Raw genomic sequence first — 24,196 nt, forward strand, 5'->3', positions numbered from 1 at the left:
ACCTCACGGTCGTGAGGCGATGACTGATCGTGGACCGGTCCCCTCCGGTCCACCGAGGCACCCCCGTGTGTGGCCTCAGGCCGATCCTGCCCCCTGCGGAGGGGTCGGGAACGGCACGACGGCCACTGTTACGTTGTCGTGGCCCCCGCCGTCCAGGGCGTGACCGACCAGGACCCGGGCGCTGTGCAGCGGGCGGACGGCGGCGTCGGCCGGTACGGCCTGCGCCATCTCGTCGGCCGCCTCCGCGTAGTTCCACAGGCCGTCGGTGCACACCACCACCACACCAGGCCGGTCCGGCTTGAAGGAAGCGGTGTGCGGGTCGAGTTCGTAGGCGTCCGCGCCGAGCCAGCCGGTGATCGCGTGGGCGCGCTCGTCGGCGTACGCCTCGGCCTCGTTCATCAGGCCCGCGGCGACCATCTGCGCGGCCCACGAGTCGTCCTCGGTGAGCCGGGCCGGGGGTGAGGTGCGGTCCGTCGGCACCCAGTAGACGCGGCTGTCGCCGACCCAGCCGACCACCAGCAGGCACGGTGTGACGATCGAGCCGACGATGGTGCACGCGGGGGCGTTCTGGTGCGGCTGGTGCTCACGGGCCGTGGCGGGCTCGTTGGCCAGGGAGTTGACCGCGCGGGAGGCGGCGACGATCGCCTCGTGCATGGCCTGCTGGGGGTGGGTGCCCTGCGGCAGGGCGGCCAGCAGGGTGTCGGCCGCGGACCGGGAGGCGGCCAGGGAGGCGTCGTCGGGGCGGGTCGCGGAGGACACGCCGTCGCAGACCACCGCGAAGGTCGCCGGTGAGCCGTCGGGCAGGAGGGTGTTGCCGAGGGTGAAGGCGTCCTCGTTGCGGTGGTGGCGCAGGCCGCGGTCGCTGACGGCGGCGATCGAACCGGCCTCCTGCTCCATGTGGTCGCGCTCGCGGGGCTGGGCGTGACCGCAGTTCTCGCAGTAGCCGTCGTGGTCGACCCGGCCCGCCCGGCAGGCCACGCAGACCTTGACGCCCTCGGCCGGGGTGGGCGGTTCGGCGGCCATCCGCGGGTCGGGTGCCTGGAGGAGGTACTCGTCGGGCTCCGGCGTCCGGTCGAAACGCACACCGGAGGCGGGGGAGACCGGTGATCCGACGACAGGGCCCGACCGGGGCAGCGGGTGATCGCCCGATTCGGTGCCCTGGAGGTCGGTCGGCAGGTGGCGTTCGGCCGGGGGGTGCGGGACCTGTGGCCAGGTGCCGCCCGGGGGAGCCCCGTTCAGGGCGATGGTCGGGCTGTCGTCCGGCCGGGCCGGCACCGCGGACAGGTCGTATCCGCACGCACCGCAGAAACGGTCACCCGACTCGAGGGGTTCCTCGCAGCTCGGGCACCTCGACAGGGCGGTCTGCTGGGGCATCTGGGACATCAACTACACCCACGTCCGGGGGCGGTAACGGTTGGCTCGTTCCACCAGGTCGATCCTCTCCTCGCCGCCCTGCGCGAGCCGGGCCAGCGTGCGATAGGCACGCTCCAGGCCGAAGCGCAGTCCTCGCTCGTCCAGTCCGCTGCCGAGCAGTGACCGTCCCCCGGCGGCGGGGGTGACGGAGTCCTGGCCACCGGAGAGTATCCAGTCCAGGGCCGCGCCCAGCACCTCCGCCGACAACTGCTCGCGGCGCGCCGGATCCAGACCGTACGCGTCCAGCGCCTCGACCTGGCCGGCGGCGGCGGTCAGGTCGTCCAGGAAGGGTACGTCCCCCGCTGTCGCGGTGCGTCCACGCAGCCGTGCGCGGACGGCGGCGACCCGGGCGGCGGTGTAGTGGATGGAGGACTCCGGCACCGACTCCAGCGTCTTCACGGCGCTACGGCGGTCCCCGGTCGCGAGTTGTACGCGGGCCAGGCCGAACGCGGCGCTCACATAGCTGGGGTCGGTCGACCAGACCAGGCGGTAGTACTCGGCGGCGTTGTCGAGCTGGCCGAGCACCTCCGCGCACAGGCCGAGGGCCAGCTTGGGGGCGGGCTCGCCCGGGAAGGCGTCGTAGATCGCGTCGAAGGCGAGCGCCGCGGCCTCGTGGTCGCCGGTCACCAGCGCGGCCACGCCCCGGTACCAGACCACCCGCCAGTCGTCGGGCCGCTCGTCCTCAAGGCGCCGCAGCGCCTCGTCCGCGGTGTGCGCGTCGCCGTTCTCCAGCCAGGCCCGCACCTGTCGCAGCCGCGTCTCCGCGGACGCCGCCGGCGCGGCCGCGAGGGCGCCGAGCAGCTCGGCGGGCGCGGTGGTCATGAGCCCGGCGAGGAAACCGGCGTTGGGGTCGGAGGGGTCGACGTGGGGGACCGGGAGGGCCAGGGCCGCGGCGGGGGCGTTCACGTCCTTCACGATGGCCGGAGTGGAGTTGAGGACCCCTGTGCCGACAGAACTGACCGAAGTCTTACGGGAAGGCACCACCCGCGTCCCCAGCCGCGACACCTCCCCGTCCAGCTTCGGGAACAACTCCGTGTCGGTGACCCGTACTTCGGGGCCGAACAGGGTCGACAGGGACGGGCGGGCGCGGCCCGTCTGCAGCGAGACGACCTCGCGCAGCACCCCCGTCAGCTGCTCCGACATCTCCTGCGCGGAGGCGAAACGGCGGGCCGGGTCGGGGTCCGTCGCCCGGACCAGCAGCCGGTAGAAGGACTCGTACTGGCGAAAGACCTCGATGTTGTCGGGGTCGGGCAGCGAGTCGACGAAGACGTTGGTGTAGCCCTGGAAGTCGAAGGCCAGCACGGCCAGGGTGCGGGCGACGGTGTAGAGGTCGGAGGCGACCGACGGGCCCACCTCCGCGACCTCGGGCGCCTGGTAGCCGACGGTGCCGTAGATGGCCGACTCCTCGTCGTCCATCCTGCGCACCGCGCCCATGTCGATGAGCTTGAGCTGGTCCTCGGTCTGGATGGCGTTGTCGACCTTGAAGTCGCAGTACAGCAGATTGCGGCTGTGCAGGTGACCGAGCGCCTCCAGGGCCTCGATGCCGTACGCGCAGGCCTGCTCCACCGGCAGCGGGTCCCGCTTCCCGGCGGCCGAGCGGCGCCCGTTGGCGATCTCCTTCAGCGACTTGCCGCCGACGTACTCCATGACGATGTAGCCGTCGAGCGAGCCGGTGCGCTGGTCGAGGTGTTCCACGAAGTTGTAGATCCGCACGATGTTGGCGTGCTCGATCTCCGCCAGGAAGCGCCGCTCGGAGATCGCCGCGGCCATCGCGTCCTGGTCGCCGGTGTCGAGCAGGCCCTTGAGGACCACCCAGCGGTCGGATACCGCGCGGTCCACGGCGAGGTAGACCCAGCCGAGCCCGCCGTGCGCCAGGCAGCCCACGACCTCGTACTGGCCGTGCACGATGTCGCCGGACTTCAGCTTCGGCACGAACGAGTACGGGTGGCCGCACTTGGTGCAGAAGCCCTCCGTGCGCCCCTTGTGGTCCCCGCGTGCGCGCCCCACCGGGGCCCCGCAGTCGGAGCGCGAGCAGAACCGCTTGCGCTCGGGCACCTCGGGGTTCTCCAGGACCATCTCGCGCGGGTCGGGCCGCGGCACTCCGGGCACCTCGACGAGGCCCGCGCCGAGCCGGCCGCGCCCGGTCGAACCGGCGCCGGAGCCGGAGCTGCGCACGGACACCGAACGGCCCGTGGACTTCCCGGAGACCGAGCGCGAGAGCCGCCCCGACACCGAGCGTCGTGACTTCGACGAGTGCGAGGACGTACGTGCGGAACCGCGGCTGGTGGAACGCGAACTGCGACTGCCCTGCGAGTCCCGGCCGCCGGCCGTGCCGCTGGGCACCGAGCCGGGCCGGCCGGTCCCCGCGACGACCGGCGCGAGGCCACAGGTGTCGCAGTACAGCTCGCCGCCGCCCATGTCCTCGTAACGGCCGTCGCAGCCGGGCCGCTGGCAGGGTTGCTGTTCCTGACTCATGACGACGACTCCCCCCTACGGTCTTCGGGACCGCTCTGCGGCACCCGCGGGGCGCCCAGCAGTTCGGCGGCCGCGTGCTGGTAGCGCAGTACGGCCTGTTCGGCGACCCGCAGGTCGCAGGGCGCGCTCCACAGCATCCGCCGGGCCGCGTCGTACCGCTCGATCAGGAACGGGTCCTCGGCCAGGCCGTGCCGGGCCACCTTCGCCTTGTACGCGTCGAGACGGCCGCGCAGCTCGGCGCGGACCGCCAGTGGCTGGGTGACCGCGGTCAACGACTCGCGGGCGCGCAGCAGTTCGTCCTCCGCCTTCTGCTCCAGGGACTCCAGGAGCGGGGACAGGCGGTGCCACTGGGCGTGTCTGCGGTACTCGGCGGCCGTCGCCAGCTGCTCCTGCAGCACGGTCGGCGGTCCGCTGACGACCGGCACCTCCGTCGCGGCGATCTTCGCGAGGACCTCACCGCGCGCGGTGCGCGCCTCGGCGAGCGTGCGATCCGCGCGGGAGAGCACGTCCCGCAGCCTGACCAGCCGGGCCTCCGCGTCCTGCCGGACGGTGAGCACGGCGTCGATCTCCCGGCGCACGTCCTCCAGGGCGCGCGCCTCACGGTCGTACGCGGTGGTGTCCGGCTTTCCTCCGCCGGGCGCCGAACTGCCCTGGGCGCGCTGCCAGAAGGCGAGCGGGTCCGAGATCACCCGCTCGCGCAGCGAGGTGAGGGTGCGGGTGATGCGCTCCAGGTCGTCACCGGCCGGGTGCTCCCCTGGGCGGACGCCGACGGAGTGCGCGAGCCGGCGGGTGCGCTGGAGTTCGGCGGCCAGTAGATCTATCCGCGCGGGCAGCGCCGACCACACCGCGTCGGCGGCGACGACCATGTCCAGGCTCGTCGCGTACAGCTCGTTCATCCGCTCGACGAGCGTGACGAGCGAGAACTGCTCGCTGAGCTTGCTCGAACCGCCCTGCAGGGTGGGCGCGTTGGCCGTGGCGGTCGCCGAGCCCGCGACGGTGACCGCCTCGCCGCGCAGCAGCTCGGTCAGCTCGACCAGGTCCTCGCGGCTGGACCAGCGGCGGCGGGAGCGGATCTCCCGGGCGGAGCGCAGCGCGTCGGTGTACGCGTCGAAGTACGCCCACAGCAGGGTGATCGAGGCGTCGGCGGACGTCCAGCGCTCCTTGGTGACGCCGGTGAGGTCGGCGCCTTCGAGGAGCCTGCGGCCCGCGTGGTCCTGCAGGGCGAGGAGCGAGGTCTCGATGGCCTCGTGCTCCGCGCCGAGCCGCGCCAGCGCACGGTCCACCTCGTCCCGGTCCATCACCGGCCCGGGGGGTCCCGTGACGCCCATCGATCACCTCTCGCTGCTGAAGGGTTGCTGGGGGTTTTATGTAGTGTTGTACGCGGTGTTGAACGTGTTCCTTTGACGGTCCGTCAGCTCTTGCGCAGGTACGTCGGTGGGGGCGGCTCCGACTTCGCCGAGTTCTTGTTCAGTGTGGCCGACAGCCACCTGTCGTACGACGCCTGCCAGCCGTTGGTGGTGTCCTGGCGGTAGTCCACCAGAATCTGGTTGACCCGGCGTACCAGGTCGTCGGCGTCCTTCCGCATCGCCACGCCGTAGTACTCGGTGGTGAAGGGGGAGCCCTTCAGTTCGACCGTGGGGTCCTGGGCGGCCTGGCTGGCGGCCAGCGCGCCGTCGGTGACCACGGCGTCGACCTCGCCGAGCTGGAGTCTTACGAGGCAGTCGAGTTGGTTGGGGACGGTGGTCTTGATGTTGGCGGAGGCGACGAGGTCCCCCGCCTTCTTGTCCTCCTCCAGCTTGCTGAAGGCGGTCGAGCCCTCCGCCGTGCAGATCTTCTTTTTCGCCAGGGTGTCGTCGTAACCCTTGACGCTGGAGGACTTGGGGGCGAGTACCTGCTGCCCGGTCTTGAAGTACGGCGCGGAGAACGCCACTTGGCCCACGCGGGTGCAGTTGATGGTCATCGTGCGGACGACCATGTCGACCCGGCCGTTCTGTATCGCCGGGATGCGCTGGTTGGTGGGGATCGCCCTGAACTGCACGGCGTTCGGGTCACCGAGGATGTCCTGGGCGATCCGGTGCACCAGGTCGATGTCGAAGCCCTCCAGGTCGGCGTCGGCCCCGCCGTTGGGGTTGCGGTAGCCCCAGCGGTAGCTGTTCTGGTCGACACCGACGATCAGCTTGCGCTTCTCGCCCACGCGGGCCTTGATCTTGTCTATGGTCGGGCCGTCCGCGCTCGACGGGGACAGCGTCTGCTCCTCCGGGTGCGCCTTGATCGCCGGGTTCAGACAGGGGTCCTTGTCCGCCGCCTGCTCGGCACGGGTCGCGCCCGGACCGCCGGTGACCGTGCCGCCGTCGCCGTGGGACCGGGCCAGCGGCAACAACAACGCGATGGCGAGAACCAGGGCACAGACGGCCGCCATCGCCCCGACACCGCCCCAGCCCTTGAGACCGGCCCGCACCCGTCCGCGCATCCGCATCGTCACTCCCCCTCTCACCGGTACTCCGACAGCCTGCGTCCGATGCCGAGGACCGCGCCGGCCGCGCCCAGCACGGCCAGTACGGCGGCACCCACCGACAGGCCGGTCATCGCGTCCAGACCGTCACCGGCCGACCGCTCGAACTCGGCCTCCTCGTGCTTCAGCGCGTTGGCGAGATTGGTGTCGACGCTGTCGAAGCACTCGCCCGTCGCGCCCTTGCCGCCGATGACCCGGTTCAGCGCCTCTTCGTAGTTGCCGTTGTCGTCCTGGTCGCGGGCCGCTGCGTGGCGCTGCTTCCACACCGTCATGTTGCCCTCGGCCGCGGTGACCGGCTTCTTGCCGCTGCTGTCGTCGGCGAGCTTCGACGCCTCGGCCAGGCCCTTGCCGAGGGTGTCCATGTCCTTGCCGAAGTCGTAGTCGTAGGCGTCGTAGGTGACTTCCTTGCCCTGGGCGTTCTTCTTCGTGATGGTCTCCGCGCCGCGGGCCACCAGCGTGAGGTTCTCGTTGCCGCGCGCTTTCAGGGAGGCGATCCGGGCGTCGTGCAGCACGTTGAGCGAGCGCACCCCGTGGTCGTAGGAGTCGTTGAGGCCCGCGCGCGCCACGGTGTGGCCGACGACCAGCCACAGCAGCACCACGGTGGCCGTCGCGGTGGCCGCGACCAGTCCGTGGTTGAGGACCCGGTTGGTGCGCCGGTAGTTGCGGTGCTGCGCCCAGGCGAGCCCGGCTAGCGCCAGGACACCGAGGCCGATCGCGGCCCACGGGTAGGGCGTGGCGTCGGCGTAGTCGGCGCGCAGCCGCTGGTTCTCGCTGGTGTAGAGGTTCTGCGCCTTCGGGAGCATCTCCTCCTGCATCTTCTCGTTGGCGTAGCGCAGATACGCGCCGCCGACCGGGAAGCCCTGGCGGTTGTACGTACGGGCCCGCTCCACCAGACCCTTGTACTCCGGCAGCAGGGTGTTGAGCTCGGCCACGGTCTTCGCGGCGGGGGAGTCCGGGTCGCTGTTCGAGGCGGCCTTGACCAGACCGGCCGCGGCCAGGTCGATGTCTTCCTCGTACCGCTTGCGGGAGTCGGCCGTCTCCTGGCCGCCGGCGAGGAAGCCGCTGGAGGCCGCGGTGTTGGCGTCGGCCAGGTAGCGGTAGATGTCTGCGGCGGCACTGCTGAGCGGCTGGCTCTTGTTCAGCACGTCGTCCGCGGCGGTGGCCCGGTCGTTGGTCTGCCAGGCGGTGACCGCGCCGAAGAGGACGACGAGCAGGGCGAGCGCGGCGCCGATGATGCGCAGTCGGCCCGGTTCGGTGGTGGCGGCCGCGCGCACCTGGTCGAAGCCCTCGGCGAAGGCCGTACGACGGGCGGGCGCCGGGTCCGGCACCGGGGCGGGCGGGGGTGCCTGCGCGACCGGGATCCGCGGACCCGGCTGCGGCGGAACGGACGGCATCGTGGGCACCCCGGAACCCGGTGGCGCCGTGCTGCTCTTCGGCGGGTGTGTCACTGTTTGACCTCCCCCATGGTCATCCGTGCCGCAAGTATCGCTGCCGGGACTGACATCCGCACCGGGCTTCACTGGATCTTGATCGGATCGCAGTGGATTGCCCGCCGACGGCTCGACCGCGCCCCCGCACCACCCCTTGCCCATGAATACGCCAGGGGAATCGGTTCGGTTCCCCTGGGGGCGCGTAGGGTTGTCGTCGTGCGCGGGGTACGTGTGGTGATGATCGGCGGAACGTCGAACACCGGTAAGTCCACGGTCGCCGGGGAGGTGGCCGACCGGCTCGCCTTCGAGCACCGGTCGACGGATCTGCTGGCGAGACACCCGGGGCGGCCGTGGCGCACGCCGGAGCGGGAGGTGCCGCCGCATGTGGCCGAGCACTACGCGACGCTCGGCGTCGACGAGTTGATCGACTCGGTCCTCGGTCACTACGAGCGCCTGTGGCCCCGTATCGAGGAGTTGGTCAGGGCGGGCGCCGACGGACCGGGCCTGGTCCTGGAGGGCTCGGCTCTCTGGCCGGAGCGGGTCGCCACCCTGGATGTCCCGCACACGGCCGCCGTATGGCTCACCGCCGACGAGAGCGTCGTACGCGCCCGGATCCGTGCGGGCGGGCGCTACGACGAGGCGTCGCACGGGGAGCGGGCCCTGATGGACAAGTTCCTGGCCCGGAGCGTGCGTTACCAGGAGCTCATGGTGGCGGCGGTCGACCGGCTGGCGCTGCCCCGCGTCGACGTCGGAAACGGCGGGTCCGTCTCCGAAACGGCCGACGCGGTGCTCGCTCAGCTCTCGTAGTACGCCCGTACCCTCGCCTGCACCTCCGGGGGCGCCCCCACCCGGTCGAGACCGAGCAGCGCCGCGCCCAGGACCGGGCTGGCCGTCACCACACGCGGTACGGCCTTGGGTGCGTGGACGGCCAGGAGTTCCCGTACGCCGTCGTCCAGTCGGGGGTGCCGGGCGGCCAGGACGCTGCCGCCGAGGAGGACCGGGGTCTCCTCGGCGAGGAGGTCGAGGCGGGTCAGGGCCACCGTCGCCATGGACACCACCTCGTCGGCCAGGCGGTCGACGAGCGAGCGGGCCACGGGGTCGCCGGCGGCGGCCGTGGCGAAGAGCACCGGCGTCAGCTCGTGGCGGCGGGCCGGGGCGATGTGCTCCAGATGCAGGGCCTCGACGAGGGCGTACATGGACGACAGCCCGAAGTGACGCGGGAGCACGCGCGCGAGGTCGGTGTCGACACCCCGCCCGTCCTCCGCGCGGGCGGCATGCCACAGTGCCTCCTCGGCGAGGCCCCAGCCGCCGCCCCAGTCGCCGGAGATCCGGCCGAGCGCGGGGAAGCGGGCGGTACGGCCGTCGGGGCGCATGCCGACGCAGTTGATGCCCGCCCCGCACACCACGGCGACCCCGCGCGGTTCGGTGACCCCGGCCCGCAGGATCGCGAAGGTGTCGTTGCGGACCTCGACGCCCGAGCCCCACGCGCGCGCGTGCAGCGCCGCCGCCAACTGCTCCTCCTCCACCGGGAAGTCGGCGTTGGCGAGGCAGGCCGAGACGTGCTCCACGGAGCTCACCCCGGCCGCGGCGAAGGCCTCTCCCACCGCGTCGGCGACGGTGTCCACCGCCGTTTCGACACCCACCACGGGCGGCCGGAACCCGCCGCCGCGGGCCGTGGCGAGGACGTTTCCGTCGGCCGCCACGACCGCCACGTCGGTCTTGCTGTTGCCCGCGTCGACGGCGAGGACGCATGCGGTCAGGCCCACGCGAGATGCTCCCGGTTGTGTGCGATCAGTCGGTCGGTGAGACCCTCGGCGTACTCGTGCTGGCCGATCAGGGGGTGGGCGAGCAGCGCCTTGAAGACCCGCTCCCGGCCCCCGCGCAGGGCGGCCGTCAACGCCAGGTCCTCGTAGGCCGTGACATGCGCCATCAGGCCCGCGAACAGCGGGTCCACGGCCGGTACCGCGAGCGGGGTCGGCCCCTTCGGGCCCACCGCCGCCTGCACCTCGATCACCGCGTCGTCGGGCAGGAAGGGCAGCGTGCCCCGGTTGCGGGTGTTGACCACCTGGTAGGGGCTGCCGCCACCCCCGAGCAGTCCGGCGGCGAGGTCCACCGCCGCCTCCGAGTAGTAGGCGCCGCCCCGCTTGGCGAGCAGCTCCGGCTTCTCGTCGAGGGCCGGATCGCCGTACATTTCCAGCAACTGCCGTTCCATCGCCGCCACTTCGGCCGCCCGGGACGGCTTGGTGCCGAGTTCCCGTACGACCTCGTCGTGCGCGTAGAAGTAACGCAGGTAGTACGACGGGACCACGCCGAGGCGGTCCAGGAGCGGGCGCGGCAGGTGCAGGTCGCCGGCGATCGTCTCGCCGTGCTCGGTGAGCAGCTTGGACAGGACGTCCTCGCCCTCGGGGCCGCCGAGCCGTACGCCGGTCTCCCAGGTGAGGTGGTTGAGGCCCACGTGGTCGAGGTGGATGTCGGCAGGGGCGACGCCGAGCAGCCCGGCGAACTTCCGCTGGAAGCCGATCGCCACGTTGCACAGCCCGACCGCCTTGTGGCCGGCCTGGAGCAGTGCGCGGGTCACGATCCCGACCGGGTTGGTGAAGTCGATGATCCAGGCGTCCGGGTTGGTACGGCGGACCCGTTCGGCGATGTCGAGGACCACCGGGACCGTGCGCAGCGCCTTGGCGAGGCCGCCCGCGCCGGTGGTCTCCTGGCCGACGCAGCCGCACTCCAGGGGCCAGGTCTCGTCCTGCTCGCGGGCGGCCTGGCCACCCACGCGCAGCTGGAGCAGGACGGCGTCGGCGCCGTCCACGCCCGCGTCCAGGTCGGACGTGGTGACGATACGGCCGTCATGGCCCTGGTTGGCGAAGATCCGCCGTGCCAGACCGCCGACGAGCTCCAGGCGGTCGGCGGCCGGGTCGACGAGGACGAGTTCCTCGACGGGCAGCGTGTCCCGCAGGCGCGCGAAGCCGTCGATGAGTTCGGGGGTGTAGGTCGAGCCTCCGCCGACCACGGTGAGTTTCATACGTGGTTAACCCTTCACTCCGGTCAGCGTGACGCCCTCGACGAACGCCTTCTGGGCGAAGAAGAAGACGAGGAGCACGGGGGCCAGGACCAGCACGGTCGCGGCCATGGTCAGGTTCCAGTCGGTGTGATGCATGCCCTTGAAGGACTCCAGGCCGTAACTGAGCGTCCACGCGCCCGGGTTCTCGGAGGCGTAGATCTGGGGGCCGAAGTAGTCGTTCCAGGCGTTGAAGAACTGGAAGAGGGCGATGGCCGCGATGCCCGGCTTCGCCATCGGCAGGATGACCTTGAGCAGGGTGCGCAGGTCGCCGCAGCCGTCCACCTTGGCCGCGTCCACGTACTCGTTGGGGATGGTCATCAGGAACTGGCGCAGCAGGAAGATCGAGAACGCGTCGCCGAACGCCAGCGGGATGATCATCGGCCACAGCGTGCCGGACAGGTCGAGCTGCTTCGCCCAGAACAGGTACATCGGGATGACGACCACCTGAGGCGGCAGCATCATCATCGAGATGACCAGCATGAGCGTCAGATTCCGGCCCCGGAAGCGGAACTTGGCGAGCGCGTACGCCACGGGCACGGACGAGACGACGGTCAGCACGGTGCCGAGGCCGGCGTAGATCAGGGTGTTCTTCCACCAGGTCAGAAAGCCCGGGGTGTCGAAGACCTTGCGGTAGTTGGACCATTCCCAGGTGTGCGGGACGAGGTCCCGGCTGAGGGCCTGCGAGTCGCTCATCAGCGAGGTCAGGAACACGAACACGAAGGGCAGGGTGAAGAAGAGGGCCGCCGCGACGCCGAGGGAGTGGACCGCGATCCATTCCAGGAGAGCCTTGCGGCGGGCCGTGCGCTCGGCGGGTGTGGCGGGGACCTTCAGCTCCACCGGCGGCCGTTCCAGTAGTTGGGTCATGTCAGTCACCTGCCTGGATGAGACCGCCCCGGCGCCGCATCAACAGCGCGGTGAACGCCATCGACAGGGCGAACAGGACCAGGGCGACGACACACGCGGAGCCGTAGTCGAAGCGCTGGAAGCCGAGGTTGTAGACGAGTTGGGGGAGGGTGAGTGTGGAGTGCTCGGGGTAGCCGGGTTGGAACGCGGTGCCCGCGCCCTGGATCACGCCCGAGGCGACCTTTCCGGCCACGAGCGGCTGTGTGTAGCACTGCATCGCAGCGATGACGCCGGTGACGACCGCGAACATGATGATCGGCGAGATGTTGGGCAGGGTGACGAACCGGAACCGCTGCCACGCCGACGCGCCGTCCAGCTCCGCCGCCTCGTACTGGTCCTTCGGTACGTCGAGCAGCGCGGCCATGAAGATGACCATCAGGTCGCCGACGCCCCACAGGAACATCAGCGTGAGTGCCGGCTTCGACCAGTCGGGGTCGTTGAACCAGCCGGGCGCCGGGATGCCGACCTTCTCCAGGATCGAGTTGACCGGGCCGGTCCCGGGGTTGAGGAGGAACGCGAACGCCATGGTCGCGGCGACCGGCGGGGCGAGGTAGGGCAGGTAGAAGAGGGTGCGGAAGACGCCCGTACCGGTCTTGATCTTCGTGATGAGCATGCCGATCCCGAGTCCGAACAGGACACGGAGGGTCACCATGATCACGACCAGCCACAGGGTGTTGCGCAGGGCGGGCCAGAAGAACGGGTAGGACTCGAAGACGTACTTCCAGTTCTTCGTCCCGCTCCACGTCGGCGGCCTGAAGCCGTCGTAGTGCATGAACGAGAAGTAGACCGTGGAGATCATCGGGTAGGCGAAGAAGACCGTGAAGCCGATCAGCCAGGGCGAGAGGAAGGCGAGGGTGCGCAGCCTCGAACGCCGGTGCTTCGCCCGCAGGGTGTAGGTGGCGGCCATGGCTACTTCGCCTGCGCGATGTCCGTGTCGATCTGCGCCGCCGCCTTCTTCAGGCCCGCCTTCAGGTCGGTGACCTTGCCGCTCTCGTAGCTGTAGCCGAACTCCTGGATGGTGGTCAGGTACACACCGCCGTTGATCGAGGACGGTGCGGTCGTCGAGTTCGGGTCCGCGGCGATGTCGAGGAAGGTCTTGAAGCGCGGGTCGTACTTCAGCTTCGGGGACTTCAGGGCCGCGAGCGTCGAGGGCACGTTGTGGATGGCGTTGGAGAAGCCGACCACCGCGTCCGTGTCCGTGGTGATGTACTTCAGGAACTCCCAGGCCGCGTTCTGCTTGGTGCTGTTGGCGGCGATGCCGGCGATGGTGCCGGTGATGTAGCCCTTGCCGTACTGGTCGGCCTGGTCGTCGGGGACGGGCAGCGGGGCGACGCCGATGTCGAAGCCGGGCTTGGCGTCCACGGCCATGCCGAGCCGCCACTCACCGTCGAGCTGCATGGCGACCTGGCCGGTCTGGAAGGGGTGCTTGGGGCCCCACTCGTCGCCGAGCCCCGCACGGTACTTCTCCAGCTTCTGGTAGCCGCCGAGTTCGTCGACGAGCTTCTTCTGGAGGGTGAAGGCGGCGGAGACGGCCGGGTCGGTGGCGATCGTGGACTTGCCCGCCTTGTCGAAGTAGGTGGGCGAGAACTGGCCCATGTAGTGCTCGGTCGTGGTCTCCCAGCCGTGGTAGTTCGGCATGAACCCGAGCTGCTTGTACGAGTCGCCCCGGGCGATCGTCAGCTTCTTGGCGTCGGCCTCGAACTCGGACCACGTCTTGGGCGGTGAGGTGATGCCCGCCTTCTCGAACGCCGTCTTGTTGTAGTAGAGCCCGTACGCGTCGCCGAGGAGCGGCGCGGCACAGCGGTCGCCGTCGAACTGCGTGTACTGGTTCATCGCGGCCGGGAACGTCTTGTCCGGGTCGACGCCCGACTTCTTGAAGAAGGGGTTGAGGTCGACCAGCGCGCCCGAGGAGCAGAACTTGCCCACGCTGTTCGTGGTGAACGACGAGATGACGTCCGGGGCCTTGTCGCCGCCGGTGCGCAGCGCCTGGTTGATCTTGTCGTCGGTCATGTTGCCGACGACGTTGACGTGGATGTTGGGGTGCGCCTGCTCGAAGCCGGCGACCAGCGCCTTCACTCCCGCCACCTCGGAGTCCGCGCTCCAGGCGTGCCAGAAGTTGATGGTGGTCTCCTTCGACGCGTCGTCGTCGGCTCCGGAGGAAGCCTGGCCGGTACAGGCGGTGGTGACGAGCACGGCGGACAAGGTCAGGGCAAAGGCCGCCTTTCGGGCGACGGAGGGTACGGCTGAGGGCATGGCTGTGCGCATGACGGGATCTCCCAGGGACGGGCGGTGAGGTGAGGGTGTGGGGGAGTACGGGGGTCAGCGCGAGGTGTCGAAGACCTCGTCGCGGGTGGCCGCGAGCGCGCTCTCAAGGGCGCCGCGCAGCACGGGGTGTTCATGGACGTCGCCGACGACCAGACGGGGCCGGGAGGCTGCCAGTTCCTCCAGCTCGTCCTGGACGAGGGCGCGCAGGGTGTCGCCGCCGGCGGTAAGCGAGGCACCGCTGAGGACGACGAGTTCGGGGTCGAGGACGGAGACGAGCGAGGCGAGACCGGTGGCCAGACGGGTGGCGTACGTCGTCAGGAGCAGCCGGTTCAGGACGGTGTCCTCGGTGGCGGCCCGCTCGACGAGGGCGGCGGCGACCTCGGCGTACGGCCCCGAGGGGATCCCCTTCATGCCGAGCTCGCGGGCGAGCTGTGGGACGGCCTGGGAACCGGCGAGCTCCTGGTAGCCGCCGCTGTTGGCCTTGGTCACCTGCCGCACCAGGGGTGCTCCGGGAACCGGCAGGAAACCCACCTCCCCCGCACCGCCGGTCCAGCCGCGGTGCAGCCGTCCGCCGAGGACCAGGGCGGCACCGAGACCGCCCTCGTTCCACAGCAGCACGAAGTCCTCGTGGCCGCGGGCCGCCCCGAGCCGCTGTTCGGCCACGGCGACGAGGTTGACGTCGTTCTCGTACTCCACCGGCATCGGCAGGGCCGCGGCGAGTTCGTCGAGGAGGGCCGGGGTGTGCCAGCCGGGGAGGTGGGAGGCGTAGCGCAGTCGGCCGGTGTTGGGGTCGAAGGCGCCGGGGGTGCCGATGACGAGCCGGTGGACGTCGGCTCGGGCGAGCCCGGCCGCCTTCACCGCGCCGTCGAGGGCGTCGGTGACCTGCCGGACGACGGGCTGGGTGGGCCGCCGTCCCGGGGTCGGGAGTTCGAAGGACCCCACCGTGCGGCCGGTGATGTCGGCGACCGCGGCGAGGATGCGCTCGGGGGTGACGTCGAGTCCGGCCGCGTGTCCGGCGGTCGGGTCGACCTCGTACAGCTGGGCGTTGGGGCCCGGCCTGCCCTCGCTGGTGCCGGTGGCGAGGACGAGCCCGGACGCCTCCAGGCGGGCCAGGAGCTGGGACGCGGTCGGCTTGGAGAGGCCGGTGAGCTTGCCGATCCGGGTGCGGGAGAGGGGGCCGTGCTCCAGGAGCAGGTCGAGCGCGGCACGGTCGTTCATGGCGCGCAGTGTGCGTGGTGTGCCTGCCATGGGTGCCCCTCTCCCAGGACTGCTTCCGAAGGTGTGACTTTACGGAAGGGTGATTGTTAGGAAAGTTTCCTGTTGGATGCAGGGAACATAGGTCTGGACCACCAGGGAGTCAAGGGGGAGAGAACAAACCGCCCCCGCAGGAAACGGAGTCGTTACCTGCGGGGGCGGGGAGGTGGTGCGGGTGGGGCTACTGGACGTCTATGTAGTCGCCCGCGGCCGTCGCGGCGCCGGTCGTGGACGTGCCCGCGAAGACGTAGCGGTAGTAGCCGTCCTTGGACGCCGTGGTCGTCGTCTTGAGCGCGCCGCCGGTGCCGGAGGTCACCGTCTTGACCGCGCTGTAGGTGTTCGAGCCCTTGGCCCGGAACTGCAGAGCGGCCTTCTGGGAGGTGTAACCCGAGTAGGTGCCGGTCTCCCAGTTGGCCCGGGTGAGCTTGCCGGTGACCGTGATGGTCTTCCCCTTCTTCACCGGCTCGGGTGACGCGTTGACGGTGAGCCGCGCGGCGCGCTTGATCTGGACGCCGCTGCCGAGGGGGCCCCACGCGTCGTAGTTGTAGCCGAGGCTGATGTGGCCGTCGGAGTCGTCGTTGTCCTGGTCCATGCGGCTGTAGAGGCCGGCCGCCTTCCAGGTGGTGGCGTCCGCGGCTTCGAACAGGTACTCCGCGGGGTCGAGGGCCAGCGTCTCCGTGCAGGCCTCGGTCACCGTGGTGTCCGTGGTCGCGGTGGTGGTGCAGGTGGGCGGGGTGGTGGTCGGCTCGATCGTGTTCTGCATCGACCCGAGCGTGCCGCGGTAGAGCATGACGCCCGCGAAGTTCGACTTGTAGTCGATCGTCAGGTCGGACGGTCGGGTCAGCGTGTACGTCACCGGCACCTTCACCGTGGCGGTCGTCCCGACGACGATCGCCTTCCCCTTGTTCACGGTGACGCCGGAGAAGACCAGGTTCGGAGTGTCGGCCGCGGACGCGACGGGCGCGACCAGGCCGGTCAGAGCCAGGGCACCGGACACGGCGGCGCCTATGGCGAGCTTTCTCATGTGTTTCCCCACATTCGAAACGGGCCCCTGGGCGTTGCGCTCCAGAACAAGGGCCCGCTGTGGAGGTGACCTTAAGCGATCATGCTTGTGGAGGGAACGGGGACTTCGCGTGAAGGCGGTGAGAGTTCCGGCTATCGCGCCGCCGGCCGCTGCCCCGGTGCCGTGGCCGCCGCGGCGGGTTGGTGGCTTCCTCGTGCATGGGGGACGTGGAGGAAGTGCGCGAGTTGAGCGCGGCCCCGCTCGAGCGGCTGTGACGCCGCTGCCGATTGCCGCGGTGCTGCCCGTGGGGTCGTGATCGGGGAGGCTGTCGTCGACTGTGCGGATTCGGAGTTGGCGAGGACCGACGGGGCCGCGACCGCGGCGGGTTGGTGGCTTCCTCGTGCATGGGGGACGTGGAGGAAGTGCGCGAGTTGAGCGCGGCCCCGCTCGAGCGGCTGTGACGCCGCTGGCGCTGCCGATTACCGCGGTGCTGCCCGTGGGGTCGTGATCGGGGAGGCTGTCGCCGACTGTGCGGACTCGGAGTTGGCGAAGACCGACGGGGCCGCGACCGCGGCGGCCGGGTCGTCGGGCTCCCCGTCCGTGAGGACGGTCTCGCCGCCGACGATGCGGATGTCCGCCACATCGAAGGCGCGCTTGATGCGCCAGCGCAGTTCGCGCTCGACGGTGAGGGACTTGCCGGGCATCGTCTTGGCGGAGACCCGCACCACCATGGAGTCCAGCAGGACGCTGTCCAGGCCGAGGACCTCGATGGGGCTCCACAGGAGCTCGTTCCAGGGCTCCTCCTTGCTCATCTTCTCGGCGACCTCGCCCAGCACCCGCTTCACCTTGTCCAGGTCCTCGGAGGCGCGCACGGTCACGTCCACGCCGGCCGTCGCCCAGCCCTGGGAGAGGTTGCCGATGCGCTTGACCTCGCCGTTGCGGACGTACCAGATCTCGCCCTGGTCGCCGCGCAGCTTGGTCACCCTGAGGCCGACCTCTATGACCTCGCCGGAGGCCACACCCGCGTCGATGGTGTCGCCGACGCCGTACTGGTCCTCCAGGATCATGAAGACGCCGGAGAGGAAGTCCGTGACGAGGTTGCGGGCGCCGAAACCGATCGCCACACCCGCGACACCGGCCGACGCCAGCAGCGGGGCGAGGTTGATCTCGAAGGCGGCCAGGACCATCAGCGCGGCCGTGCCCATGATGATGAAGCTCGCCACCGAGCGCAGCACCGAGCCGATCGCCTGCGAGCGCTGACGGCGCCGCTCGTTGTTGACCAGCAGCCCGCCGATCGCGGTGCCGTCGACCGCCTGGGCGGTGCGGTTCATCCGGTCTATCAGCTTGGTGATGGCCCGCCGCACGACCATTCTGAGCACCCCGGCGATCACCAGGATCAGCAGGACCCTGAGACCGATCGCCAGCCACGTCGACCAGTTCTGCTCGACCCAGCCGGCGGCGTTCGTCGCGCTCTCCTGGGCGTCCTGGAGACTCGGCACGACCGGCGTCGAGGTGTCCGAGGGGGACGGCGACGGCGACGGACTCGTGGCGGCCAGCAGTACGGCGGACAAGGACACGGCAGGTACCTCCAGGTGCTGCGTCTGCCTCCCGGCCGGGCGGTCATGGTCACGAAAAGGTCACCGGTAGGGCAGGCTCACCACACTAACGGTGCATCGTGTGTGGATCGTTGCAATGTTCGGGGGAGAGACGCTGCTCACCTGGGAATGCTGCTGGGTGTGGTCGAAAACACTCCCAGCCCGTTACCGGGACATGGTGGCGTTTCTCCCGGCCAAGAGGGGAGACTGACCTCAGATCGTCCCGGCGCGAGCCACGCGCCGCCGACGCCCAAGGAGGCATCCGTGCCGCATGTCCTGGTACTCAACGCGTCGTACGAGCCCCTCGGCGTCGTACCGCTCCGCCGCGCGCTCATCCTCGTCCTGGAGAACAAAGCGGTCTCCCTGGAGGAATCCGGCGCCTTCATGCACAGCGCCACCGTCACAGTCCCCGCACCCAGCGTGGTCCGGCTCAAGCGATTCGTCCGGGTCCCCTATCGGGGGCCCGTTCCTCTCACCCGCAGGGCGCTCTTCGCGCGCGACGGGGGCCGGTGCATGTACTGCGGTGGCGTCGCAACCAGCGTCGACCATGTCATTCCGCGCAGCCGCGGGGGCAAGCACGTCTGGGACAACGTGGTGGCGTCCTGCCGCCGCTGCAACCATGTGAAGGCGGACCGACACCTGTTCGAGATCGGCTGGCGGCTGCGCCACAAACCCGCTCCACCCACCGGTCTGGCCTGGCGCATCATCGGCACCGGGCATAGGGACCCGCGCTGGCTGCCCTACTTGCAGCCGTACGGCGCGGAAGACGCCATGGCCCGGATCGACGGCATCTCAGCCTGACGTATCCGGGCCTTCGTGTTGCCGCACGCGGCCAGGCTCCGCCTTTCGGATCAGGTCGGCTACGGGTGACAGGCGGACCGGCCGGATCGACCGGGGTCTGGTGCGTGCGGCTGCAGGGCGGAGGGGCCGTATTGATCAGCCGCTGCGGTGGCGGGCAGGGCGGAGGGGCCGGATCGATCAGCCGCTACGGCGGCGGGCAACGCGGAGCATCGGCAGTGACGTCGACGCGTCTCGGGGTCTCCACGCCTCCAGGGCGGCAGAGCCCGCGACGCCGAGCCGACCGAAAAGGCAGACCCTGGGCTCCGGTCCCGGAGGCCCCCCGTACCTCCGGGACCGGAAGATCATCCGGTCAGGTGTACCTGAGCTCCGCCGGGCGGACCGAGCGGCGCAGCAGCGGCAGTGAGGTGGCGGCGGCCAGAAGGCAGGCCGCGTACACCGCGAGTGGGACCAGGAGGGCGGCGTACGGCAGTCCCGTCGCCGTGTCCCGCGAGGCCAGCGAGGTGTACCAGACGCTGATCCCCATGCCGCCGGCACCGGCGACCACGACCGCGGGGGCCAGCGGCAGCGCGGTCTCCAACAGCAGAGCCCTCGCCAGCACCCGGTACGGCACCCCGGCGGCGACCTGAGCGGCCAGGCCCCGGCGGCGGGTGGCCAGGGACTCCACGGTGCCGACGGCCAGCCCGCTCAGGACCAGCACGAGAGCGACGAGGACCGCGGCGGCCGTCAGGTCGATACCGGTCGTGTAGTAGCCCATGTCCGTGGCCAGCGTGCCCTCGCGGCGCATGGTGTGCAGGGTGTCGAGCAGCACCTGCCGTACGCCCACGAAGCCCGAGCCGACCACGGTCACCAGCAGCACCGAGGCGTGCGTACGGGCCGCCGCCCACGGGTCGTCCCGCAGCCGCTCCGCCGCGATCAGCACCGCCGGGCTCTGGGTGCGGGCGGCCAGGGCCCCGCCCAGTCGCCGGGCCGTCGTACCGGCCAGCGACACCGTCGCGAGCCCGACGGCCAGGACGACGGTGAACAGCGCCGGCGGGCCGAGGGCGATGTCGACGGGACCGCCGAAGAACGACGACAGACCGACGCACAGCGCTGTGACCCCGAGCAGCACGATCACCACCCGCAGGGCCCGACCTGGGCCCCACACCGGCCGTACCCGCCGTACCCAGCCCAGCGGCGAGGCCACCACCCGCCGCAGCGACAGCACGCTCACGGCCGCGCCCAGCACCGGTACGACCACGGGGACCAAGGCGACCCCGGCCCAGACGAGGGCGCCGGGCCGCTCCCACAGGCGCAGCAGCAGCGGTACGAACACCGCCGCGGCCGCCAGCGAGCCCGCCAGACAGGCCGGCCCCGACTCCAGCGCCGCGATCCGCCGCACCTGCCACGGCCCGGCCCCCGCGAGCCGCAGCGCGGCCAGCCGACGGTCCCGGTGCACCGCGCCGATCCGCGCGCACTGACCGAGGAACCCGAGCACCGGGATGAGCAGCATCACCATCACGAGTCCGACGTTGCGTCGGTCGCTGTCGGAGTCGAGCAGCCCGGAGCCGAAGGACACGGAGTAGTACCCGTCCAGCGAGTTCAGCGCGACGACGGCCATCCCGACCGCGGCCACGAGCGCCGCCCCGACCGCCGTGAGGACAATCCGCCACCACTCCCGCCGGTCGGAACCACGGCTGAGCAACCAGGCCAGCCGGAGATCGGCACCCGGGCGCGCTTTCGAGACGGTGGTCATGCCGTCACCCCCGACGCGACCACGGCCCCGTCGGCCATCCGTACCTCGCGGTCCGCGTACGCCGCCACCTGGGCGTCGTGGGTGATCAGCAGGACCGCCGTGCCGGACTCACGGGCCGTGTGGACCAGGGCCGTCATGACCTGTTCGGTCGCCAGGGAGTCCAGCGCGCCCGTCGGCTCGTCCGCGAAGACGACCTTCGGGCCGGTGATCAGGGCGCGGGCCAGCGCGGTCCGCTGGGCCTGGCCGCCGCTCATCTCGCCGGGGCGCAGTGCGGCCTGGCCGCGTACGCCGAACCGTTCCAGCCACTCGCCGGCCCGGGTGTGGGCGTCGGCGCGGGAGACGCCCGCGAGGAGCAGCGGCAGCGCGACGTTGTCCAGGGCCGTCAGCTCGGGGATCAGCTGCCCGAACTGGAACACCACCCCGAACTCCGTCCGGCGCAGCTCGCTCAGCCGCTTCTCGGACAGCTGGTCGAGGCGCTCACCGCCGTAGGACACCGAACCGGTGTCCGGGCGGACGATCCCGGCCAGACAGTGCAGCAGCGTCGACTTCCCGCTGCCGCTGGTACCGGTGACGGCGAGGATCTCGCCGGTGTCGAGGCCGACCGAGGCGCCGCGCAGGGCCTCCGTCGGGCCGTACGACTTGACGAGGTCACGGGCCGTGAGAAGCGGCACCGGGATTCCCCCCTCTATGTTCATGCCGAGTCGACCTCCGCGGTCAGGGTGGTGAGCCGGGCCGCCGTGGTGGTCATCCAACGGAGATCGGCGTCGAGGTGGTTGAGGGCGTAGTCCGCCGAGAGCACGGTTGCGAGATCGGCCCCCGGGGCGGTCTTGACCGCCGTGAGCTCCCGCATCCGCTCCATGTGGGCGGTGCGCTGGGCCCGGAGATACGCGTCCGGGTCGCCGCCGGCCAGGATCGAGACGACGACCTTGGCGAAGATCTCGTTGGTCACGAAGGGCGCGGGCGGCGCGATCTGCCCGGCCCACTCGGCCAGTTCACGCGCCCCCTCGTCGGTCGAGCGGTACCTGGTGCGCTCGGGACCGCCGTCCGAATCGGTGCCGTCGACCTCCGCGAGGCCGTCCCGCACCAGGCGTTGCAGGGTCGTGTAGACCTGCCCGTAGGCCAGCGGGCGGGCCTGCGGGAAACGGTCGTCATGGCGTCGCTTGAGGTCGTAGCCATGGCTCGGCCCTCCGGCGAGCAGCCCCAGCAGGATGTGGCGGGTGCTCATGGAGATCAGTATGCACCACGTATATGTACTCAGTGAATAGTGGAGGCGGTCTATGAATGTCGTCGCGTCCTGTGGGTAGGGCTGCGATAACCCCCGTCGTCGTACCCGACAAGGAGGCCCCCGTGGCCGCATCGGCACAACTCCTGCTCTCGGCCCTGTCCAAACCCGAGGCGCCCGCTGAACACTTCTGTGTCTTCAGCGCCGAAGGCGCCTGCACCGAGACCCCCCTCACCAGCGAACCACCCCTGCCCGACGCCGAACCCCTCACCAGCGAACCGCCCCTCGCCGACGCCGCCCCCCTCACCAGCGAGTCCGACGCCCACCTGGAGCCCTAGATGGCGGAGCCCCCCGGTCCGGAGCTGTCCCGGCTCGCCGAGTCCTACGGCGTCGCCACCTCCTACCAGCCCGCTCCGGACCGTACGGTCGCCGCCTCCGCCACCGCCGTCACGCTGGCCCTGGCCGCCCTCGGCGTCGACGCCCGCGACCCGGCCGCCGCGCTGGCGGACCGCGAGCGTGAGCTGGGCCGGCGCCTGCTGCCGCCGACCGTGGTGTGCTGGAGCGGCAGCCCGCCCGCCTTCGTCGCCGATCTTCCCGAGGGCACCCGGCTGCGCATCGAGACCGAACAGGGCGAGACGCGCGCCGCCGCAGACCAACTCCCGCCGGGCATCCACCGGTTGACCGTCACCGCCCCCGACGGCCGCACCGCCGACGCCCACCTGATCGTGGCCCCGCCCCGGCTCCCGGCGCCGCCCGGGCGGTCGTACGGACTCCTCGTCCAGCTCTACTCCCTGCTCTCGCACCGCTCCTGGGGCATGGGCGACCTCGGCGACCTCGCCGAACTGACCTCCTGGGCGGGGCGGGCCCTCGGCGCCGGCTTCGTCCAGGTCAACCCGCTGCACGCGGCCGTACCCGGCGCCCCCACCGACCCGTCCCCCTACCGGCCCTCCTCGCGCCGCTTCCCCGACCCGGTGCACCTGCGGATCGAGGACATCCCCGAATACGCCTACCTCACCGACCCCGGCCGGCCGCGGGCCCTGCGCGAGCGGGCCGAGCGGCTGCGCGGATCGGTGCTGGAGAAGGGTGCGCTGATCGACCGGGACGCCGTCTGGGAGCTGAAGCGGGAGGCCCTGGAACTCGTCCGCGAGGTCCCCCTCGGGCCCGGACGCCAGGCCGCCTACGCCGACTACCTCGCCGAGGGCGGCGAGGCGCTGGAGGACCACGCGACCTGGTGCGCGCTGGCGGAGGTGCACGGCTCGGACTGGCGCGGCTGGCCGGCCGGGCTCCGCGACCCGCGCTCGGCCGAGACGGCCCGTGCCCGCGGTGAGCTGATGGACCGCGTCGACTTCTTCTGCCGCCTCGCCTGGCTCACCGAGAGCCAGCTCACCGCCGCCCAGCGGGCCGCCCGGGAGGCGGGGATGCCGGTGGGCGTCGTCCACGACCTCGCGGTGGGCGTGCATCCCGAGGGCGCGGACGCGTGGGCCCAGCAGACGTACTTCGCGGCCGGGATGTCCGTGGGAGCGCCCCCGGACGCCTTCAACGCGCGCGGCCAGGACTGGGGGCTGCCGCCGTGGCGCCCGGACCGGCTCGCGGAGTCGGGGTACGCGCCCTACCGGCAGCTGCTGCGGGCCCTCTTCCGGTACGCCGGCGCACTGCGCATCGACCACGTCATGGGCCTGTTCCGGCTCTGGTGGGTCCCGCAGGGGCACCCGCCGACCGAGGGCACCTACGTCCGCTACGACGCCGAGGCCATGCTCGCGGTCCTCGTCCTGGAGGCCTCGCGGGCCGGGGCGGTGGTGATCGGCGAGGACCTGGGGACGGTGGAGCCCGGGGTGCGCGAGGTGCTGCGCGAGCGCGGGGTGCTCGGCACGTCCGTGCTGTGGTTCGAACGGGACTGGGAGGGCGACGGGCGTCCGCTGCCGCCCGAGCGGTGGCGTGCGGACTGTCTGGCGACGGCGACGACACACGATCTGCCGCCGACGGCGTCCCGCCTCACCGGGGAACACGTGGCACTCCGGGACGGTCTCGGTCTGCTGGCCCGGCCGCTGGAGGAGGAGCGGGCGGAGGCGTCGGCGGACGCGGGGGAGTGGCTGGAGCTGCTGGCCCGCCTCGGGCTGCTGCGGGGCACCGGGGGTGGCGCCGACCCCTCCTCGGAGGAGGCGCAGATCCAGGCCGTGCACCGGTTTCTGCTGCACACCCCGTCCCGGATGGTGGGGGTCTGGTTGCCGGACACGGTGGGGGACAGGCGGCCGCAGAACCTGCCGGGGACGTGGGACCAGTATCCGAACTGGCGGCTGCCGATCGCGGACGGGGAGGGGCGGGTGGTGACGTTGGAGGATCTGGCGTCTTCGGCTCGGTTGCATGGGTTGGTGGAGGTGCTGCGTCAGCCGTAGTCGGTCGGGTGCGGGCCGGTGGGGGCTTGTCGCGCGGTTCCCCGCGCCCCTAGGGGGTTGCAGGCACCGTCGGCTGGCATGTCCACCCCGCTCGCTCGCACCTCATACGGCACCCCGGGCGCGCGTCCCGAAGCGGC

At 71.4% G+C, this 24,196-nt stretch carries 20 protein-coding genes; 4 read left to right on the plus strand and 16 right to left on the minus strand.

Annotated elements, in window-relative coordinates:
- Positions 1-75: 75 nt before the first annotated feature.
- From AB0D34_RS36345 to AB0D34_RS36365, 5 genes are all read right to left on the minus strand, one after another.
- A complete protein-coding gene (locus AB0D34_RS36345; RefSeq protein ID WP_362669630.1) occupies positions 76-1,386 on the minus strand; it encodes a PP2C family serine/threonine-protein phosphatase in 1,311 nt (436 codons plus the stop codon).
- Positions 1,387-3,888, minus strand: a complete 2,502-nt coding sequence (locus AB0D34_RS36350) for a tetratricopeptide repeat protein (protein ID WP_362669633.1) — start codon at positions 3,886-3,888, stop codon at positions 1,387-1,389.
- The gene (locus tag AB0D34_RS36355; RefSeq protein WP_362669636.1) at positions 3,885-5,216 is read right to left on the minus strand and encodes a hypothetical protein; all 1,332 of its coding nucleotides are present in this window, start codon (positions 5,214-5,216) and stop codon (positions 3,885-3,887) included. Before AB0D34_RS36355 ends, AB0D34_RS36350 begins: the two co-directional genes overlap by 4 nt.
- Positions 5,217-5,299: 83 nt before the next feature.
- Positions 5,300-6,364 carry a glutamate ABC transporter substrate-binding protein gene (locus AB0D34_RS36360; RefSeq protein WP_362669638.1) on the minus strand — a complete coding sequence of 355 codons (1,065 nt, stop codon included), beginning with the start codon at positions 6,362-6,364 and terminating at the stop codon, positions 5,300-5,302.
- Between the two features lie 14 nt (positions 6,365-6,378).
- Positions 6,379-7,794, minus strand: coding sequence for a hypothetical protein (locus AB0D34_RS36365; RefSeq protein ID WP_362669640.1), 1,416 nt, complete (start codon positions 7,792-7,794; stop codon positions 6,379-6,381).
- Positions 7,795-8,067: 273 nt separating this feature from the next.
- Here AB0D34_RS36365 and AB0D34_RS36370 point away from each other — a divergent pair, with 273 nt between their 5' ends.
- Entirely contained in the window at positions 8,068-8,637 is a 570-nt protein-coding gene (locus tag AB0D34_RS36370; protein WP_362669786.1) for an AAA family ATPase, read from the plus strand.
- Here AB0D34_RS36370 and AB0D34_RS36375 read toward each other — a convergent pair.
- The 8 genes from AB0D34_RS36375 to AB0D34_RS36410 form a co-directional block, all read right to left on the minus strand.
- The gene (locus tag AB0D34_RS36375) at positions 8,625-9,596 is read right to left on the minus strand and encodes a BadF/BadG/BcrA/BcrD ATPase family protein (RefSeq protein WP_362669642.1); all 972 of its coding nucleotides are present in this window, start codon (positions 9,594-9,596) and stop codon (positions 8,625-8,627) included. The genes AB0D34_RS36370 and AB0D34_RS36375 overlap by 13 nt on opposite strands.
- Positions 9,587-10,852 (minus strand): 6-phospho-beta-glucosidase, encoded by a 1,266-nt coding sequence (locus AB0D34_RS36380; protein WP_362669645.1) that lies wholly within the window; start codon positions 10,850-10,852, stop codon positions 9,587-9,589. Before AB0D34_RS36380 ends, AB0D34_RS36375 begins: the two co-directional genes overlap by 10 nt.
- A 6-nt stretch (positions 10,853-10,858) precedes the next feature.
- The gene (locus AB0D34_RS36385) at positions 10,859-11,755 is read right to left on the minus strand and encodes a carbohydrate ABC transporter permease (protein ID WP_362669647.1); all 897 of its coding nucleotides are present in this window, start codon (positions 11,753-11,755) and stop codon (positions 10,859-10,861) included.
- Between the two features lies 1 nt (position 11,756).
- Positions 11,757-12,701, minus strand: coding sequence for a sugar ABC transporter permease (locus tag AB0D34_RS36390; RefSeq protein ID WP_362669649.1), 945 nt, complete (start codon positions 12,699-12,701; stop codon positions 11,757-11,759).
- A 2-nt stretch (positions 12,702-12,703) separates the two neighbouring features.
- Positions 12,704-14,059, minus strand: a complete 1,356-nt coding sequence (locus AB0D34_RS36395) for an ABC transporter substrate-binding protein (protein ID WP_362669652.1) — start codon at positions 14,057-14,059, stop codon at positions 12,704-12,706.
- A gap of 54 nt (positions 14,060-14,113) precedes the next feature.
- Positions 14,114-15,307: an ROK family transcriptional regulator gene (locus AB0D34_RS36400; protein ID WP_362669654.1), complete on the minus strand. Its 1,194-nt coding sequence runs from the start codon at positions 15,305-15,307 to the stop codon at positions 14,114-14,116.
- 187 nt (positions 15,308-15,494) lie between these two features.
- A complete protein-coding gene (locus AB0D34_RS36405) occupies positions 15,495-16,337 on the minus strand; it encodes a hypothetical protein (RefSeq protein WP_362669656.1) in 843 nt (280 codons plus the stop codon).
- Positions 16,338-16,795: 458 nt separating this feature from the next.
- On the minus strand, positions 16,796-17,893 hold the full coding sequence (locus tag AB0D34_RS36410) for a mechanosensitive ion channel family protein (protein ID WP_362669658.1): 1,098 nt from the start codon (positions 17,891-17,893) through the stop codon (positions 16,796-16,798).
- 282 nt (positions 17,894-18,175) lie between these two features.
- Here AB0D34_RS36410 and AB0D34_RS36415 point away from each other — a divergent pair, with 282 nt between their 5' ends.
- Positions 18,176-18,712, plus strand: a complete 537-nt coding sequence (locus AB0D34_RS36415) for an HNH endonuclease (RefSeq protein WP_046259555.1) — start codon at positions 18,176-18,178, stop codon at positions 18,710-18,712.
- A gap of 349 nt (positions 18,713-19,061) precedes the next feature.
- Here AB0D34_RS36415 and AB0D34_RS36420 read toward each other — a convergent pair whose 3' ends face one another.
- The 3 genes from AB0D34_RS36420 to AB0D34_RS36430 are packed head-to-tail and all read right to left on the minus strand — an operon-like array spanning position 19,062 to position 21,669.
- Positions 19,062-20,444 (minus strand): ABC transporter permease, encoded by a 1,383-nt coding sequence (locus tag AB0D34_RS36420; RefSeq protein WP_362669661.1) that lies wholly within the window; start codon positions 20,442-20,444, stop codon positions 19,062-19,064.
- On the minus strand, positions 20,441-21,139 hold the full coding sequence (locus AB0D34_RS36425) for an ABC transporter ATP-binding protein (protein ID WP_362669663.1): 699 nt from the start codon (positions 21,137-21,139) through the stop codon (positions 20,441-20,443). The genes AB0D34_RS36420 and AB0D34_RS36425 overlap by 4 nt, the downstream gene beginning before the upstream one ends.
- Positions 21,136-21,669: a PadR family transcriptional regulator gene (locus AB0D34_RS36430; protein ID WP_362669666.1), complete on the minus strand. Its 534-nt coding sequence runs from the start codon at positions 21,667-21,669 to the stop codon at positions 21,136-21,138. The genes AB0D34_RS36425 and AB0D34_RS36430 overlap by 4 nt, the downstream gene beginning before the upstream one ends.
- Before the next feature lie 122 nt (positions 21,670-21,791).
- Between AB0D34_RS36430 and AB0D34_RS36435 the strand changes: the two genes are divergently transcribed.
- A complete protein-coding gene (locus AB0D34_RS36435) occupies positions 21,792-22,004 on the plus strand; it encodes a hypothetical protein (RefSeq protein WP_362669668.1) in 213 nt (70 codons plus the stop codon).
- Positions 22,005-24,059 (plus strand): 4-alpha-glucanotransferase, encoded by a 2,055-nt coding sequence (malQ, locus tag AB0D34_RS36440; protein ID WP_362669670.1) that lies wholly within the window; start codon positions 22,005-22,007, stop codon positions 24,057-24,059.
- Positions 24,060-24,196 lie beyond the last annotated feature (137 nt).

The organism is Streptomyces sp. NPDC048420, from assembly GCF_040651535.1.
Classification (GTDB): Bacteria; Actinomycetota; Actinomycetes; order Streptomycetales; family Streptomycetaceae; genus Streptomyces.

Coding starts and splice junctions, on each gene's coding strand:
- AB0D34_RS36350 (WP_362669633.1), bottom strand. CDS start 3,888: ATGAGTCAGGAACAGCAACCCTGCCAGCGGCCCGGCTGCGACGGCCGT.
- AB0D34_RS36355 (WP_362669636.1), bottom strand. CDS start 5,216: ATGGGCGTCACGGGACCCCCCGGGCCGGTGATGGACCGGGACGAGGTG.
- AB0D34_RS36360 (WP_362669638.1), bottom strand. CDS start 6,364: ATGCGGATGCGCGGACGGGTGCGGGCCGGTCTCAAGGGCTGGGGCGGT.
- AB0D34_RS36365 (WP_362669640.1), bottom strand. CDS start 7,794: ATGCCGTCCGTTCCGCCGCAGCCGGGTCCGCGGATCCCGGTCGCGCAG.
- AB0D34_RS36370 (WP_362669786.1), top strand. CDS start 8,068: ATGATCGGCGGAACGTCGAACACCGGTAAGTCCACGGTCGCCGGGGAG.
- AB0D34_RS36380 (WP_362669645.1), bottom strand. CDS start 10,852: ATGAAACTCACCGTGGTCGGCGGAGGCTCGACCTACACCCCCGAACTC.
- AB0D34_RS36385 (WP_362669647.1), bottom strand. CDS start 11,755: ATGACCCAACTACTGGAACGGCCGCCGGTGGAGCTGAAGGTCCCCGCC.
- AB0D34_RS36390 (WP_362669649.1), bottom strand. CDS start 12,701: ATGGCCGCCACCTACACCCTGCGGGCGAAGCACCGGCGTTCGAGGCTG.
- AB0D34_RS36395 (WP_362669652.1), bottom strand. CDS start 14,059: ATGCGCACAGCCATGCCCTCAGCCGTACCCTCCGTCGCCCGAAAGGCG.
- AB0D34_RS36400 (WP_362669654.1), bottom strand. CDS start 15,307: ATGGCAGGCACACCACGCACACTGCGCGCCATGAACGACCGTGCCGCG.
- AB0D34_RS36405 (WP_362669656.1), bottom strand. CDS start 16,337: ATGAGAAAGCTCGCCATAGGCGCCGCCGTGTCCGGTGCCCTGGCTCTG.
- AB0D34_RS36420 (WP_362669661.1), bottom strand. CDS start 20,444: ATGACCACCGTCTCGAAAGCGCGCCCGGGTGCCGATCTCCGGCTGGCC.
- AB0D34_RS36425 (WP_362669663.1), bottom strand. CDS start 21,139: ATGAACATAGAGGGGGGAATCCCGGTGCCGCTTCTCACGGCCCGTGAC.
- AB0D34_RS36430 (WP_362669666.1), bottom strand. CDS start 21,669: ATGAGCACCCGCCACATCCTGCTGGGGCTGCTCGCCGGAGGGCCGAGC.
- malQ (WP_362669670.1), top strand. CDS start 22,005: ATGGCGGAGCCCCCCGGTCCGGAGCTGTCCCGGCTCGCCGAGTCCTAC.